The 16311-nt window shown below is 49.9% G+C and carries 16 protein-coding genes; 9 read left to right on the top strand and 7 right to left on the bottom strand.

The window, feature by feature from the left end:
- The first annotated feature begins 110 nt into the window (after nucleotides 1–110).
- Nucleotides 111–881, top strand: a complete 771-nt coding sequence (locus NNN64_RS02440) for a glycosyltransferase family 25 protein (protein WP_271440344.1) — start codon at nucleotides 111–113, stop codon at nucleotides 879–881.
- Between the two features lie 128 nt (nucleotides 882–1009).
- On the opposite strand, the gene rfaC is transcribed toward NNN64_RS02440, so the two are convergent.
- The 3 genes from rfaC to rfaD form a co-directional block, all read right to left on the bottom strand.
- Nucleotides 1010–1969, bottom strand: a complete 960-nt coding sequence (gene rfaC, locus NNN64_RS02445; RefSeq protein WP_271440345.1) for a lipopolysaccharide heptosyltransferase RfaC — start codon at nucleotides 1967–1969, stop codon at nucleotides 1010–1012.
- A gap of 3 nt (nucleotides 1970–1972) precedes the next feature.
- Entirely contained in the window at nucleotides 1973–3019 is a 1047-nt protein-coding gene (gene rfaF, locus NNN64_RS02450; protein WP_271440346.1) for an ADP-heptose--LPS heptosyltransferase RfaF, read from the bottom strand.
- Nucleotides 3020–3098: 79 nt separating this feature from the next.
- Nucleotides 3099–4079 (bottom strand): ADP-glyceromanno-heptose 6-epimerase, encoded by a 981-nt coding sequence (rfaD, locus tag NNN64_RS02455; protein ID WP_048227317.1) that lies wholly within the window; start codon nucleotides 4077–4079, stop codon nucleotides 3099–3101.
- A gap of 303 nt (nucleotides 4080–4382) precedes the next feature.
- Between rfaD and NNN64_RS02460 the strand changes: the two genes are divergently transcribed.
- From NNN64_RS02460 to tdh, 3 genes are all read left to right on the top strand, one after another.
- Nucleotides 4383–5534: a glycosyltransferase gene (locus tag NNN64_RS02460; RefSeq protein ID WP_271440347.1), complete on the top strand. Its 1152-nt coding sequence runs from the start codon at nucleotides 4383–4385 to the stop codon at nucleotides 5532–5534.
- 153 nt (nucleotides 5535–5687) lie between these two features.
- The gene (gene kbl, locus NNN64_RS02465) at nucleotides 5688–6884 is read left to right on the top strand and encodes a glycine C-acetyltransferase (RefSeq protein ID WP_271440348.1); all 1197 of its coding nucleotides are present in this window, start codon (nucleotides 5688–5690) and stop codon (nucleotides 6882–6884) included.
- 9 nt (nucleotides 6885–6893) lie between these two features.
- Nucleotides 6894–7919 (top strand): L-threonine 3-dehydrogenase, encoded by a 1026-nt coding sequence (gene tdh, locus NNN64_RS02470; RefSeq protein ID WP_005120462.1) that lies wholly within the window; start codon nucleotides 6894–6896, stop codon nucleotides 7917–7919.
- Nucleotides 7920–7986: 67 nt separating this feature from the next.
- Here tdh and rfaY read toward each other — a convergent pair whose 3' ends face one another.
- The gene (rfaY, locus tag NNN64_RS02475) at nucleotides 7987–8673 is read right to left on the bottom strand and encodes a lipopolysaccharide core heptose(II) kinase RfaY (protein ID WP_271440349.1); all 687 of its coding nucleotides are present in this window, start codon (nucleotides 8671–8673) and stop codon (nucleotides 7987–7989) included.
- A gap of 247 nt (nucleotides 8674–8920) precedes the next feature.
- On the opposite strand from rfaY, the gene NNN64_RS02480 reads away from it, so the two are divergent.
- Nucleotides 8921–9955: a glycosyltransferase gene (locus NNN64_RS02480; RefSeq protein WP_271440350.1), complete on the top strand. Its 1035-nt coding sequence runs from the start codon at nucleotides 8921–8923 to the stop codon at nucleotides 9953–9955.
- On the opposite strand, the gene NNN64_RS02485 is transcribed toward NNN64_RS02480, so the two are convergent.
- From NNN64_RS02485 to gpmM, 3 genes are read right to left on the bottom strand one after another with little or no spacing between them, the layout of a single operon-like run.
- Nucleotides 9942–10913 carry a divergent polysaccharide deacetylase family protein gene (locus NNN64_RS02485; RefSeq protein ID WP_271440351.1) on the bottom strand — a complete coding sequence of 324 codons (972 nt, stop codon included), beginning with the start codon at nucleotides 10911–10913 and terminating at the stop codon, nucleotides 9942–9944. The two genes, NNN64_RS02480 and NNN64_RS02485, sit on opposite strands and share 14 nt — an antisense overlap.
- Before the next feature lie 3 nt (nucleotides 10914–10916).
- Nucleotides 10917–12176: a murein hydrolase activator EnvC gene (gene envC, locus NNN64_RS02490; RefSeq protein ID WP_271440444.1), complete on the bottom strand. Its 1260-nt coding sequence runs from the start codon at nucleotides 12174–12176 to the stop codon at nucleotides 10917–10919.
- Between the two features lie 33 nt (nucleotides 12177–12209).
- Nucleotides 12210–13754: a 2,3-bisphosphoglycerate-independent phosphoglycerate mutase gene (gpmM, locus tag NNN64_RS02495; RefSeq protein ID WP_137382093.1), complete on the bottom strand. Its 1545-nt coding sequence runs from the start codon at nucleotides 13752–13754 to the stop codon at nucleotides 12210–12212.
- A gap of 249 nt (nucleotides 13755–14003) precedes the next feature.
- Between gpmM and NNN64_RS02500 the strand changes: the two genes are divergently transcribed.
- Genes NNN64_RS02500 through gpsA form a run of 4 tightly spaced genes read left to right on the top strand, consistent with a single transcriptional unit; the run spans nucleotide 14004 to nucleotide 16271 of the window.
- Complete coding sequence (locus tag NNN64_RS02500) at nucleotides 14004–14435, top strand: rhodanese-like domain-containing protein (protein ID WP_005120473.1); 432 nt, start codon at nucleotides 14004–14006, stop codon at nucleotides 14433–14435.
- Nucleotides 14436–14487: 52 nt separating this feature from the next.
- The gene (grxC, locus tag NNN64_RS02505) at nucleotides 14488–14739 is read left to right on the top strand and encodes a glutaredoxin 3 (RefSeq protein WP_003024152.1); all 252 of its coding nucleotides are present in this window, start codon (nucleotides 14488–14490) and stop codon (nucleotides 14737–14739) included.
- A 45-nt stretch (nucleotides 14740–14784) separates the two neighbouring features.
- The gene (gene secB / locus NNN64_RS02510; RefSeq protein ID WP_003024155.1) at nucleotides 14785–15252 is read left to right on the top strand and encodes a protein-export chaperone SecB; all 468 of its coding nucleotides are present in this window, start codon (nucleotides 14785–14787) and stop codon (nucleotides 15250–15252) included.
- Nucleotides 15252–16271 (top strand): NAD(P)H-dependent glycerol-3-phosphate dehydrogenase, encoded by a 1020-nt coding sequence (gpsA, locus tag NNN64_RS02515; protein ID WP_271440352.1) that lies wholly within the window; start codon nucleotides 15252–15254, stop codon nucleotides 16269–16271. The genes secB and gpsA overlap by 1 nt, the downstream gene beginning before the upstream one ends.
- The last annotated feature ends 40 nt before the right edge of the window (nucleotides 16272–16311 follow it).

Raw genomic sequence — 16311 nt, forward strand, 5'->3', positions numbered from 1 at the left:
TTGTATAGCTACATAGAATAGTTAATTAAGTTTATTTAGCTGGCCAGTAATTGTTAATCTTTATTTCACGATGACTGTGCTGGCTTAATTATATTAGAGGGTTTGAACTCATGCACGTGCTGGTCATTTCGCTTCCTTTTGACGATGCCCGAAGAAAACGCGTATCAGATATAATGAATGAATTAAATATCGAGTATTCGTTCGTTGATGCTATCTATGGGAAAAATTTGTCTGCCGAAGAAAAGCGCAAGATACCGTTAACTGACTTTCAGCACAGGGAAAACCACACGCCTACTGATGGTGAACTGGGTTGCTCACTAAGCCATATGAAGGCTTTTAAACAGTTTGGGCAGAGTGGACAAGATTGGGTTTGTATTCTTGAAGATGACGCAATTATCGATCAGAATTTTAAGGAATTTATATCGACTGTCGATGAAAGTGTTCTCAATAAAGACGCGTTATATCTACTTGGTGGGCAGGATGGTTTAAGGTATAAGAATAAAGTTGTCTTAAATTTGCTTAAACTCAAGAAAATTGGTGGCCAGACCTTCGGCAAAGTCATATTTGGTCATGGATATGTTTTGCGAGCCTGCGGTTATTTAATGAATTCTGTAACAGCTCAAAAACTTGTTTCCCGTTTTGAAAATAACTTTTTCATTATAGATGAATGGGCATATCTGATGCGCCAGGGCTATTTTTCTGATATATACCTGGCAAACTTTGTCCATCACCCTGAAGAGTTGTCCGGGAGCTGGTTAGAGAAAGAGCGTAAAGAGATAAAGAGTCACAAGAAAAAGCAGAAATCACTTTTCAGACGTAAAATTTCCTCTTCATATTGGCATGCCCGACGAATTATTCTTGGGTTATGTTGGTGGAAGTAGATGAATGCAGCAATGCTTAATCGTGGATGAAATACGATATAGAGCATAGTTTTAGTCAGCCGCAGATATGTTAAATAGCAAAGCGATTGTATAAGAACGAATTTAACATATCTCCGATACCTGAATAATTACAGCAGCGCTATGTGAGAATAAACCTGAGTGGGTTCAAGCAAAGCAAGCTTTCCTTCCGGGGCACGACATGTGACCTGATTCTTCCCGTATCCCCCAATCAACCCCGGGTCCGTAGGGCCATATAGCGTAACATTCGGCCGATCCAGTGCGGCGGTCAAGTGGCTTAATCCGGTGTCAACGGATACCACAAACTTAGCGCCGGCTAATATCCGGGCGACATCCCCAAGGCTCATTCGCGGTAAAACATCTACGTAATCAAATCCTTCTGCCAGTCGTCTGGCTCGCGCTTCTTCATGCGGAGCCCCCCAGGGGAGCTTAATACGTATTTCTGAGTGATTTAATAAGCCAATGAGCTCCCGCCACTTCGCTTCCGGCCAGTGCTTGTCATCACGAGTGGTGGCGTGCAGGAAGACGGCATACTGCCCTGCATCGGCATCGCGTTCGCTCAGAAAATGCTGCGCAATCGCGTAATCACCCTGCGACTGGGGTTTGGCATATCCCAGACTTTTCGCGAACAGCTCACGAGTACGTTCAACAGCATGCTGTTGTTTGGCGATATGATGCTTACGGTTATAAAACAGACTCGCCAGCGGTTCGCGCGCGGTACTCCAGTCCATACCATGCTTAATGCCATGCGCCAGACGTGTGACCAGCGCGGCGCTTTTTACCAGCCCCTGCGCATCGATAACCACGTCATAGTTCTGTAAACGCACCGCATCGCGAAAGGCTTTGCGCTCTGCTTTAATGGGGGCGGAAAACCAGGCTTTACGCCAGCGGCGAATAGCCACCGATATCACACGGTTAACGGCCGGATGCCAGGAGGGGATTTGAGCAAACCCTTCTTCCACGACCCAATCAAACTGAATATCCGCAATGGCCTGCTGCGCATCTGTTAATGCGGGCAACGTATGCAGCACATCGCCCATTGACGATGTTTTAACGATCAGAACCCGCATCCGTCAGATTTCCTCTTGTAACAACAGGTCATTCAGTTCTTCCAGTACGCGCTGAGGCGTGATGTCAATCAGGCTCTGGTGATACCCTTGTGCAGCATCCCCCTTACGTACCTTGTGATACCCCGTAATCAGGCGAATCACGCGAGCTTTGTGGGAGAGTGGTGGAGTGAAATCCGGGCTGCTGGGGCCATACAGAGCGACCAGCGGACGATTTAGTGCGGCAGCCACGTGCATCAAACCGGAGTCATTGGTGACCACGGCTTTGCAGGCGGCGAGAAGAATAACGGCCTGCTCCAGTTGCGTTTCACCAGCCAGGTTCCGACACCATGCCTGCTGTTCAACGCTCAGCGCAGCCAGAATCTCATTGCCAGCTTCATGATCCTTAGCCGAGCCAAACAGGACAATCTGATGACCTTCGTCGATCAACTGCTTTGCCAGTTCAGCATAGTGGTAATGTGGCCAACGTTTCGCTGGACCAAATTCTGCGCCAGGGCAGAAGCCGATGACTGGACGTTCAGCCGAGAGGGAAAATTGGCTACAGGTAAGTGACTTTTCGCCTTCACTGACCTGCAATTGTGGCCACAGCAGCGGCTGTGGTAAATCTTTGGCTGTGAGCATCACGCCTTTATCGTACGCTAACGCGACATAGCGCTCGACCATCAGCGGCCAGGCTTCCTTATCCAGTACACGTGCATCGTTCAGCAGACCATAGCGCATCTCGCCACGCCAGCCGGTACGATGAGGAATACCCGCGAAGAAGGGTACCAGTGCGGATTTAAATGAGTTCGGCAGGACGTACGCGCGATCGTAGCGTTTATCACGCAAACTGTGGCCCAGTTTGCGGCGCTCGCCAATCTCCAGTGCGCCGTGTCCAAGCGGCATGGCGATAGCATCGTTGACTTCAGGCATGCGCGATAATAACGGACGGCACCATGCAGGTGCCATCACGTCGATTATTGCCTGGGGATAGCGCGCCTTGAGCGTGCGATAGAGACTTTGCGACATCATCATGTCGCCCACCCATGACGGGCCTACCACCAAAATCTTCATTCACTTCATCCTTCAAGCTGTCTCTGCGTTGGCTGCCTGCGTTCACTCCGGTCACTTACTCTTGTAAGCTCCCGGAGATTCACTTAGTTGCCGCCTTGATACCGCTCGAATGATTTTGTGAATTTGTAGCGTTGTCGCGGTTCAGCCAGGCCATATATTCCGTCACGCCTTCGGCAACGGTCTTGAACGGTTTGTCATAGCCCGCAGCGCGCAGGTTAGTCAGATCCGCCTGAGTAAATGCCTGATAGCGTCCTTTCAGTTTTTCCGGGAACGGAATGTACTCAATGCTGCCTTTTTTGTGGTATGCCAGCGTGGCATCCGCGACGGCCTGGAAAGACTCTGCGCGACCAGTACCGAGGTTAAAGATGCCGGAAACGCCGTTTTCCAGGAACCACAGGTTTACTGCTGCAACATCGCCGACATAGACGAAATCACGTTTGAAGTTTTCACTGCCTTCAAACAGCTTGGGTGTTTCGCCGTTGTTGAGCTGAGTATTGAGATGGAAAGCTACGCTCGCCATGCTGCCTTTGTGACCTTCACGTGGCCCGTAGACGTTGAAATAACGGAAGCCAACGATTTGAGAATTTGCTTCTGGCAGGATCTGGCGTACATATTCGTCGAACAGGAATTTTGAGTAGCCATAGACGTTCAGCGGCTTCTCATATTCACGAGATTCGATAAAGTCAGAGGTACGACCGCCGTACGTTGCTGCAGAAGAGGCATACAGGAACGGAATTTCACGCTCCAGACAGTAGTGCAGCAGCTCTTTGGAGTACTGATAGTTGTTGTCCATCATATACTTGCCATCCCACTCGGTAGTGGAAGAGCATGCGCCTTCGTGGAAAATTGCTTCGATATCGCCGAAATCTTCTCCAGCCATAATCTGGATCAGGAAGTCTTCCTTATCCATATAGTCAGCAATATTCAGATCCACCAGATTCACAAACTTGGTGCCGTCTTTTAGGTTGTCCACCACCAGAATATCGGTGATGCCTTTGTCATTCAGGGACTTAACGATGTTGCTGCCGATAAAGCCCGCGCCGCCGGTAACGATGATCATAAATGTAACCTTCGAATTATGGAGTCAGAGACAATCTCAGACACGAATACTTCTAATCATATCACTACATGGCGTCGGCTTCAGCAGTACGTCGCGTCATGTGGCGTGCGGCATTTGTGTTGGGTATTGCTTTCGCTGTTTATATTCTTGATTGAAATGGTCTAGGCAGAGTGGTGTATGATTCCCGTTGTGAATGGGTGTTCAGGCGCGCGGTGCCGGCTTTTTCGGAGCCATCAACGAATGAATAAGCAAGGCAGAGCACGGTGTTGGGGCTGACAATAGTCATTGGAATGAAAATAATATATGCAACTTAAGAAGATAGTTATTACAGGTTATGAAACCAGTGGCCTCGGCGGTATGGAGACGGTATGTATTAATCTGGTGAAGCTGCTGCGGATGCAAGACCCTGATATTGATGTCTCTTTTGTTTTCTTTAAGAAAAATAATAATAGCAATGTCAATATTGGCTGGCTTACGGGGCAGCGCTATTGTCATCTTTCTTCTAATATAAAAATAACTAAATTAAGAAGACTAAGTTTTGCTTATGGTTTGCGAAAAATTATACATCAGGAAAGTCCTGATGTAATTATATCCCTGGATACGCTTTCATGTTATATCAGTCACGTTGCAAGAAAATATACAAGCAAGCAGGTTAAAATATTTTCATGGTTTCACTTCTCTATTTTTAACTTCTACAAAAATAATTACAAGAAAAAAATCAAGTACATTAGTAAAGCTGACTATCATCTTTCAATTAGCTCTGGGATAACTCAGCAACTCATTGAGATGGGAATAGAAAAAAGCACTATTGCAACGATTTACAATCCCGTTGCGCGATGCGATATCCGTATCCCTACCCCAGAGAAGCATGCCCGGTTTGTGTATGTAGGCAGGGTTGTAGCAGATGGACAGAAAAATGTACGTAGTCTTTTCAACGGGTTGGCTAAACTAAAAGGGAAGTGGTCCTTAGATATTGTCGGCACCGGCCCGGATGTTGATACCTTAACGGCATTAGCTGAAACGTTGGGGATTAGCGAAAAAATTCACTGGCATGGTTGGCAGAAATCACCGTGGGAATATATTCAAAATACGCTGAAAAATATCACCTGCCTGCTGCTAACTTCCCATTTTGAAGGTTTCGTTATGGTTCTGGTTGAAGCCAGCGCTCACGGTGTTTATGCCATTAGCTCTGATTGTGAAACGGGGCCTGCAGACATTATCAAAGAAGGGATAAACGGTAATTTATACCCGACTGATGAACCAGAAAAATTTGTTTCCTTGCTGCAGGAAATCGTTGATGGAAAAGTGTTACCTGCCGGCGAGCAGATTCAGCAGGCGATTGAGGAATTCTACGAAGACAACTATATCATTAAGGTTAATAAGGCCTTTGCTATGGCAGGATTTACTCTGGCACCGTCATCAGCGTCTCAGGTCATTGATGACGCGACAACGTAAGCCTGGTTGTGATGCCAGGTCTGCCATTCCTGAAAGGTTATGTGGGTACACGTGATTTATGCTGCATTTTAGACAAGTCATGATGAGTCATCTCGTACAAACCAATAGCATTGGGTAATATGTGCTGAAATTTGCCCAGTCTGGAGAATTGCAATGCGTGGGAATTTTTATAAGCAGTTAACGAACGATCTGGAAACCGCACGCGCGGAAGGGTTGTTTAAAGAAGAGCGCATTATTACGTCTGCTCAGCAGGCTGATATCACCGTGGCTGACGGAAGCCATGTTATTAACTTTTGTGCGAACAACTACTTAGGGCTGGCTAACCACCCGGAACTGATTGCAGCGGCAAAAGCGGGTATGGATTCTCACGGATTTGGTATGGCCTCGGTGCGCTTTATTTGTGGCACTCAGGACACCCATAAGCACCTGGAGCAAAAACTGGCTGCGTTCCTGGGTATGGAAGATGCCATTCTTTACTCTTCCTGCTTTGACGCCAACGGCGGCCTGTTCGAAACGCTGCTGGGAGCAGAAGATGCCATTATCTCTGATGCCCTGAACCACGCCTCTATTATCGATGGTGTGCGCCTGTGCAAAGCGAAGCGTTTCCGCTATGCCAACAACGATATGCAGGAACTGGAAGCGCGCCTGAAAGAAGCGCGTGAAGCAGGTGCCCGCCACGTATTGATCGCCACCGATGGTGTGTTCTCTATGGATGGCGTTATCGCTAACCTGAAAGGCGTATGCGATCTGGCAGACAAATATGATGCGCTGGTGATGGTAGATGATTCCCACGCGGTAGGCTTTGTGGGTGAGAACGGCCGTGGCTCTCATGAGTATTGCGACGTGATGGGTCGTGTGGACATCATCACCGGCACGCTGGGCAAAGCACTCGGTGGCGCATCGGGTGGTTACACTGCGGCACGTAAAGAAGTTGTTGAGTGGCTGCGTCAACGTTCTCGTCCGTATCTGTTCTCTAACTCACTGGCTCCGGCAATTGTTGCTGCTTCCATTAAGGTGCTGGAGATGGTTGAGGCGGGTAGTGACCTGCGCGATCGTCTGTGGGCGAATGCGCGTCAATTCCGTGAGCAAATGTCCGCAGCAGGCTTCACGCTGGCAGGGGCCGATCACGCGATTATTCCGGTAATGCTGGGTGATGCGGTTGTTGCACAGGCGTTTGCCCGCGAACTGCAAAAAGAGGGGATTTACGTTACTGGATTCTTTTATCCAGTGGTTCCAAAAGGCCAGGCGCGTATTCGTACCCAGATGTCTGCGGCACATACCCCTGAGCAGATTACGCGTGCTGTCGACGCGTTCACACGCATTGGTAAACAACTGGGCGTAATTGCCTGAGGATGTGAAATGAAAGCGTTATCCAAACTGAAAGCGGAAGAAGGCATTTGGATGACCGACGTTCCTGAACCGGAAGTCGGCCATAACGATTTGCTGATTAAAATCCGTAAAACAGCCATCTGCGGGACTGACGTTCACATTTATAACTGGGATGAGTGGTCGCAAAAAACCATCCCGGTTCCAATGGTTGTAGGGCATGAATATGTCGGTGAAGTTGTTGGCATCGGCCAGGAAGTTAAAGGCTTCAAAATCGGCGATCGCGTTTCTGGTGAAGGCCATATTACTTGCGGACATTGCCGTAACTGCCGCGGTGGCCGTACTCACCTGTGCCGCAATACGACCGGTGTCGGCGTAAACCGTCCAGGCTGTTTTGCTCAATACCTGGTGATCCCGGCGTTTAACGCCTTTAAAATCCCGGACAATATCTCCGATGATTTAGCTTCCATATTCGATCCATTCGGTAACGCGGTACACACGGCGCTGTCATTTGATTTGGTTGGCGAAGATGTGCTGGTTTCCGGTGCGGGTCCGATTGGTATTATGGCTGCCGCGGTAGCGAAGCACGTTGGTGCACGCCACGTAGTGATTACCGATGTTAATGAGTACCGTCTGGAGCTGGCGCGTAAAATGGGCATTACCCGCGCAGTCAACGTCTCGAAAGAGAACTTGACCGACGTGATGGCCGAACTGGGGATGACCGAAGGGTTCGATGTGGGTCTGGAAATGTCTGGGGCACCGCCAGCGTTCCGCACCATGCTGGACACCATGAACCACGGTGGCCGTATTGCCATGCTGGGGATCCCGCCCTCAGACATGTCGATAGACTGGACGAAAGTTATCTTTAAAGGTCTGTTTATTAAAGGTATCTATGGTCGCGAAATGTTTGAAACCTGGTACAAGATGGCGGCACTGATCCAGTCCGGTCTTGATCTGTCGCCGATCATCACCCATCGATTCTCGATTGATGAGTTCCAGCAGGGCTTTGATGCCATGCGTTCAGGCCAGTCCGGGAAAGTGATTCTGAGCTGGGATTGAGTGCGCAGCGTGCATTCAATGTTAATTACGGCCAGATATCGCTATCTGGCCGTATAAACCATAGATTTTATTTTCCGCGGATCTTTCTGGATAACGATCTTATATTTTCTTTAAGCAGGATGAGTTTATAAATTAACCCTCTGCCTTTAACGTTAATATTATATTTTCGTTGTAATGCCAGAATGTCATTAGCCTGACAAACCTTCATATTTCCCTTACAGGACAGGTCAATAATCCTTAACTCACCCGTTGGCGTGCGAATGAAATTCCCTGGGTGAATATCATTTGATGCCAGTCCTGCCTTGTGAAGACGCAGCACGCATTGCTTTACCTCGTCAGCATTCTGCTGGTTAATTTCCCTTAAAGGAACCCCTTCAATATATTCATGAATAGTATAAACATCATGGCACTGGCGAAAACGTGTTTTCTCAGCAGCATAATAGAGATCGGCAGTACAGATGCGCATTTCCGGCGGGAGCCTGTCCAGCTTCCTGATCAGCCGGGAATAGAAAGGGCCGGAGGTAAAGTTCTGTAATTTTTTCTCAAATCGAGGATCAACTTCACGGTCATTTTTGATGATAAATTTTTGTGAGTTGTACTCGACCAACTCCACGCTGCGCAATGCGTTACCACTGCTCAGCGGTTTGCCACTGATTTCTTTTTTGATGTATTTATTCATCAGTGACTTAAGGTCTTTTCTGGTCTCTTTGCAATAGACCGTATAACCTTTTTCGTGTGTCTTACTGATGGCCATCTTTTCCCTCAATATCAGCCTATAGAGTACGTTAATTCATAGGGATAGAGTATACAGGTTGTGCACCCCGATATGTAGACGATCTGAGCTATCATCAACCTGCTAAACGCAGGCGTGGCAGGGTATCTTTCTCAAATCGGACGCTTTCGCTGCAGCGTTTCTGCCCATAAATACGTTCTAACCTTAATAATTCCTTAATGAAACTGTAGTAAAAGTCATCAGCGTAATGACAAACCTGGGTTAGCTGATGAGAAACCGCACAAGTATGTTGAGTGTTATTATTCCGTTGTATAACGTGGGTGATAGTTTTCGGGATTGCATGGAATCGTTGATCGCACAGACATGGACTGCGCTAGAGATCATCATTGTGAATGATGGTTCAACGGATAACTCTGTTGATATTGCGAAACATTATGCGGATAACTATCCCCATGTACGGTTGTTGCATCAGGCTAACGCAGGGGCATCCGTAGCGCGTAACCGCGGCCTGGAAGCGGCCAAAGGGGAATATGTTGCATTTGTCGATGCTGATGACCTGGTTTATCCCAATATGTACGAAACCCTGATGACCATGGCAATTCAGGATGATCTGGATTTAGCACAGTGTAATTCCGACTGGTGCATTCTCGAAACGGGACACACCTGGCAATCAATACCGACGGATCGTCTTCGGTCTACGGGAGTGTTGACCGGCCCTGACTGGTTACGTATGGCGTTGGCTTCACGCCGCTGGACACATGTGGTCTGGATGGGAATTTATCGCCGGGATGTTATTGAGAAAAATAAAATAGCATTTATTCCGGGGTTACATCACCAGGATATTGTCTGGACGACGGAGTTTATGTTTAATGCTGTACGCGTGCGATATACCGAACAATCTTTATATAAATACTTCTTACATGATCAATCAGTCAGTCGCCTTAAACGACAAGGTTTAAAAAATCTCAACTACCAGCGGCACTATATTAAAATTACGCGGTTATTGGATAGGCTGAATCGTGAATATGCCGATCGGATTACTATTTATCCGGAATTTCATCAGCAAGTTACCTATGAAGCATTACGCGTATGCCATGCAGTCCGTAAAGAACAGGATGTGCATATTCGTCAGCGTATGATCGCAGAGATTTTTGTCTCTGGTATGTATAAGCGCATGATAACTAACGTACGCAGCGCCAAAGTATTGTACCAGGCACTGCTATGGTCATTCCGTCTATGGAAATGGCGTGATAAAACATCAACGCCTTCGCGTATTGCCCGAAAAGCGCTTAATCTACGTTAGCATTCATGGTGCTGGGTGAAGATGTGTTCCCCCAGCCTTGCCACTGCAGCCTCATATACTGCACGAGTGTGCTTTGTGTGATGCTTTCCTCTAGCACGCTAAAGAATCGGTTGGCGTAAACCGGCTCCAGAGGTTGCTTCGGTTTGCACAGTTTCACCCCACGGAAAGGATTACGAGGCGCATCTGGTGTACCGTTTCTCGGTGGAGTGAGATTAGGCCTGGAGGTATCGACTTGCGGCTCATTGAGCAGACTGCTCGGACGAACCAGCGTAATATCGGCTGGCAGGCTATACAGCATCTGCTGCAATACGCGTACCGTAGAAGGGTGAGGGTGCCCGATGGCAATCGCTGACCCGTTACGGCGAGCAAGATCGACTGCACGATTAAACTGACGGCGAATATCCGCTTCGTTTTGTGTATCGTCGAGGAAGACTTTACGTTTGATGACCTTCACCCCGGTTCCTGCCGCTGCGCGCATGGCCTGGCTGTTGCCGATGGTCATACTGTCGAGGAAGTAGAGGTCGTAGCGTTCCAGAGCTTGCATCACTTTCTGCATGCCGAACAGGCTGGACGTCATCGCACTCCCCATGTGGTTGTTCAGTCCCACTGCATACGGCACTTTGCTTACCGCGTCGCGAATAATCCGTTCAATTTCTTCGCTGCTCATCTCCGGGCGTAACGTGTCTTTCTCCAGCGGTTGCTTGCTCAGTGGAGCCATCGGCAGATGGATCAACACTTCATGTCCACTGTTATGCGCTTTAGTCGCCATTTCACGCGCATGTGGCGCGTTTGGCAGAACGGCAACGGAGACAGTGGAAGGCATTGCCAGCACCTGGTTTTCCGTTTGCGGACGATAACCGAAATCATCAATGACGATAGCAAGTTTGCCGGCGAAAACAGGTGTTGCGAGTGCCAGCAGGCTGGCGAGTGAGAGCAAAGTACGACGAAACTGAGGCAAAACTTATCTTCCCAACCACGGCTGTGGATTGACCGCCTGACCCTGGCGACGAATTTCGAAATAGAGTGCTGGCCTGCCCTGACCACCGCTGCTACCCACAAGTGCAATAGGCTGCCCGGCGCGAACCTGCGTACCCACGCTGACCAATGCGCTTTGGTTGTAACCGTACAGGCTCATATCGCCTTTACCGTGTTCAACCACGACGACCAGTCCATAGCCCTGCAACCAGTCTGCCAGAATGACGCGACCATCGGCGATGGCTTTGACTTCGGTACCTTCGGAGGCACCAATAACCATCCCTTTCCAACGTAGCTCACCTTGCAGCTGTTCGCCATAGCGATGTAGTGTTGGACCACGAACGGGCCAGAACGCCTGGCCACGTGGTGAGCCCAACCCGCCGGTACGAGACATCAGTGATTTCTCGCTTTCGGTTGGCTTATAGGTCGAGCCTTTGCGTGATGCTTCCTGCTGCTTATCACGCACAGCTTGCGCCTCACGTGCTTCACGCTCTGCGCGGGCTTTCGCGGCGGCTTCTGCTCGCGCAATACTGTTGCGCAGACGGGATTCGTTGGCTCGCATCTCGCCTAACTGCTGCTGGCCCTGCTGAATGGATGATTCCAGGCCCGCGAGCGTTTTTTGGCGTTCATTACGTGCCTGCTCTAGTTTTGCCTGCTGAGCACGCTGTTCGTACAGCAGCGTCTGCTGTTCGCTTTGCTTATCTTCCAGCTCGGCTTTTTGCGAATCGACCTCTTCGCGGGTTTGCTTCAGCTGTGCGATAGTCTCCTGGCGCGCCTGGTTCAGATAGCCGAAATAAGCCTGCAGGCGTTGTCCGCGCTGAGTCTCTTCACCGCTGAGGATCAACTGAATACCAGTATGTTCACCCTGGCGAAATGCAGCATCTAATTGGGCTGCCAGACTGCGCTCTTGCGCTGCCCGCTGCTTTTCCAGCTTCGCAATAGAAGCGTTCATCTCGGCGATTTGTGCATTCAGCTGTGCCAGGGAGTTTTGCGTTTCGCGCAGTTGCCTTGCGGCGACGGCGATAGCCTGTTCCTGAGCTTTAAGCTGAGCAAGGAGGGTGGCGCGTTGTTGTTGCTGTTGGCGTACCGCGCGTTCTTTTGCCGCGATATCGGCCTGAATTGATTTGAGCTGATCGCGTTCGTCCGCGTGGGCGGAAAAGGCGCACAGCAATACGCCAGCGCTAAGCGCGCTGGCGTAGAACAAGGGCCTGACTGAAAACTTCGGTAGTTTCACGGCCCATGTGATGGTATTAATCGCCTTTCCCCTCATGGGGAGGGATTATTCCACGATGAACAGCGGCTTACCAGTCATCTCTTGCGGGATTTCCATACCCATCAGCGTCAGCATAGTTGGGGCGATATCAGAAAGTTTACCGCCTTCAACTGCTTTGACGTTTTTGCCACCAACATAAATCAGCGGAACCGGCAGGTTGGTATGCGCGGTATGCGCCTGACCAGTAGACGGATCGCGCATCTGCTCAGCGTTACCGTGGTCTGCGGTGATCAGCAGTTGGCCGCCAACGGATTCAACAGCTTTAGTCACTTGCTCCACGCAGTGATCCAGCGCTTCAACCGCTTTAACCGCCGCTTCCATCACCCCAGTATGGCCAACCATGTCGCCGTTCGGGTAGTTACAGATGATGGTATCGTATTTACCGCTCTCAATCGCAGCAACCAGCTTCTCAGTCAGTTCTGCAGAGCTCATTTCTGGCTGCAGGTCGTAGGTAGCGACTTTTGGCGAGTTGATCAGGATGCGGTCTTCGCCTTTGAACGGTTCTTCTACACCGCCGTTAAAGAAGAAGGTCACGTGCGCGTATTTTTCTGTTTCAGAAATACGCAGCTGGGTTTTGTCATTCTTCGCCATCCACTCACCAAGGGTGTTGGCCAGAGACGCTGGTGGGTAAGCCACCGCGGTTTTGATGTCGGCAGCGTATTCAGTCAGCATCACAAAGTTGAGGTTAACGACTTTTTTACGTGCGAAGCCATCAAAATCAGCGTTTACAAACGCACGGGTAATTTCACGCGCACGGTCAGCACGGAAGTTCATGAAAATCAGCGTATCGCCATCTTCCATTGCGGCATCAGCCTGGCCTTCAGCGCGGATCACGGTCGCTTTTACGAATTCGTCGTTCTCGTCGCGAGCATAGGCAGCCTGCAGACCCGCTACCGCGGTATCGGCCTGGAATTCACCTTGTGCCAGCGTCATCAGGTCATAAGCCTGCTCAACGCGATCCCAGCGGTTGTCGCGGTCCATCGCGTAGTAACGACCGATGATGGACGCTACGCGACCTTTGCCCAGCGCGGCAAATTTCTCTTCGAATTTTTGCAGTGAATGTTCAGCGCTGCGCGGCGGGGTATCACGGCCATCAAGGAAAGCGTGCAGATAGATTTTTTCTGCGCCGCGCTCAGCGGCCAGTTCAACCATCGCCATGATGTGATCTTCGTGGCTGTGTACGCCACCGGCAGACAGCAGGCCCATGATGTGTACCGCTTTGCCGCTATTTTTTGCCTGGTCGACCGCGTTGGTCAGCACCGGGTTAGCGAAGAAAGTACGTTCTTTAATTTCCACATCCAGACGGGTCAGATCCTGATACACGATGCGGCCCGCGCCCAGGTTAACGTGACCCACTTCAGAGTTACCCATCTGGCGATCGGGCAGGCCGACTTCCAGGCCAGACGCATCAATCAGGGTATGCGGACGTTTTGCCCACAGGGCATCCATTACCGGGGTTTTGGCATTAAAAATAGCGTTATCCTGGCTGTCTTCACGATAGCCGTAGCCATCCAGAATCACCAGTACCATAGGCTTTTTAGAAACCGACATTGCGACAACCTCACACTTAATAGATAAAAAATAATTGCGTAATTTTACTACAGCTGAATCGATAAAGTAGCCCCAGAAGATCAAATAATCGACCAGAGCGGTTCGGGTAGGGGGGCGATTTGTGTTTTTTTTTCCGTAGCGCCCCGCAAAAATGCAATCCAATGCATGCTCTGGCTGTATTTGCGCCAACGCGCAGGTATACTCCTTTCCTGGTTTTTTTAATCACTGAGTCGGGAGTTGTTACCCCCCATGCAAGAAATTATGCAATTTGTTAGCCGCCACCCTGTCTTGAGTATCGCCTGGATTGCGTTACTGGCGGCGGTATTGTTTACCACGTTTAAGAGCCTGACCTCAAAAGTGAAGGTAATTACACGCGGCGAAGCGACACGTCTAATCAATAAAGAAGATGCGGTGATTGTGGATTTACGTCAGCGCGACGACTTCCGCAAAGGTCATATCGCAGGTTCCACGAACCTGCTGCCGAGCGAAATCAAAGCCAATAATTTTGGCGAGCTGGAAAAACACAAAAACAAACCTGTTATTGTGGTTGATGGCTCAGGCATGCAGTGCCAGGATTCCGCAACTGCGCTGATTAAAGCCGGTTTTGAGCAGGTATCTGTACTGAAAGACGGCGTAGCGGGCTGGAGTGGCGAGAATTTGCCACTGGTTCGCGGCAAGTAATTTACCCGTCTTCTTTCATACCGCAGGGTAAAAAGAACACTGGAGATAAGTCATGGCCAATATTGAGATCTATACCAAAGCAACCTGCCCGTTTTGCCATCGCGCAAAGGCGCTGTTGAACAGTAAGGGTGTGAGTTTCCAGGAACTTCCGATTGACGGCGATGCCGTGAAGCGTGAAGAGATGATCAAGCGCAGTGGCCGTACGACGGTTCCGCAGATTTTTATTGATGCACAGCACATTGGCGGTTGTGACGACTTGTATGCGTTGGATGCGCGTGGTGGACTGGATCCCCTGCTGCGTTAAGGCGTACCGAAGTATTTAAAGGACAACACTAAGGGTTTTCTAAACATGTCAGAACAAAATAACACTGAAATGGCTTTCCAGATCCAACGTATTTATACCAAGGATGTGTCTTTCGAAGCGCCAAATGCACCGCATGTTTTCCAGAAAGATTGGCAGCCAGAGGTTAAACTGGATCTTGATACCGCATCTACCCAACTGGCAGATGATGTGTATGAAGTAGTGCTGCGTGTCACCGTTACGGCTTCTCTGGGCGAAGAAACTGCGTTCCTGTGCGAAGTTCAGCAGGGCGGTATTTTCTCCATCAGTGGTATTGAAGGGACTCAGATGGCGCATTGCCTGGGTGCATACTGCCCGAACATCCTGTTCCCGTATGCCCGCGAATGCATCACTAGCCTGGTTTCACGCGGTACGTTCCCGCAACTGAACCTTGCGCCGGTCAACTTTGATGCGCTGTTCATGAACTATTTACAGCAGCAGGCTGGCGAAGGTACTGAAGAACATCAGGATGCCTGATGAACCAAAGTAATGCTTCAATGACTGTGATTGGTGCCGGCTCGTACGGCACCGCTCTTGCCATTACCCTGGCAAGAAACGGCCACCAGGTTGTCCTGTGGGGCCACGATCCAAAACATATTGCGACCCTTGAGCACGATCGCTGCAACGTCGCGTTCCTCCCTGATGTGCCTTTTCCCGAAACGCTGCGCCTGGAAAGTGATTTAGCTACTGCGCTGGCCGCCAGCCGTAACATTCTGGTGGTGGTGCCGAGCCATGTCTTTGGTGAAGTGCTGCGCAAAATTAAACCGTTGATGCGTGCTGACGCGCGACTGGTTTGGGCGACAAAAGGACTGGAAGCAGAGACGGGACGCCTGTTACAGGATGTCGCGCGTGAAGCGCTGGGGGATGAAATTCCGCTGGCCGTTATCTCCGGTCCTACATTTGCCAAAGAACTGGCGGCGGGCATGCCCACAGCCATCTCCCTGGCCTCAACGGATGATACCTTTGCTGATGATCTTCAGCAGTTACTGCACTGTGGCAAAAGCTTCCGTGTCTACAGCAACCCGGATTTCATTGGCGTGCAGCTTGGTGGCGCGGTGAAAAACGTGATTGCGATTGGCGCGGGGATGTCTGACGGTATCGGCTTTGGTGCAAACGCACGAACAGCATTGATCACCCGTGGGCTTACCGAAATGTCGCGGCTTGGTGCGGCGCTGGGCGCTGATCCTGCCACCTTTATGGGGATGGCAGGTTTAGGCGATCTGGTGCTGACCTGTACCGACAACCAGTCGCGTAACCGTCGTTTTGGCATGATGCTCGGTCAGGGTATGGATGTGCAGGGCGCGCAGGACAAGATTGGTCAGGTAGTTGAAGGCTACCGTAATACAAAAGAAGTTCGTGAATTGGCGCACCGTTTTGGTGTCGAAATGCCAATAACCGAGGAAATTTATCAAGTATTGTATTGCGGAAAAAACGCGCGCGAGGCAGCATTGACGTTATTAGGTCGTGCACGCAAGGACGAGCTGAGTCGCCACTAGCTGCAAGGAAACTGTTGAATATAACGACCCGACCCGCGAA

Source organism: Citrobacter sp. Igbk 14, from assembly GCF_028069825.1.
Taxonomy (GTDB): Bacteria; Pseudomonadota; Gammaproteobacteria; order Enterobacterales; family Enterobacteriaceae; genus Citrobacter.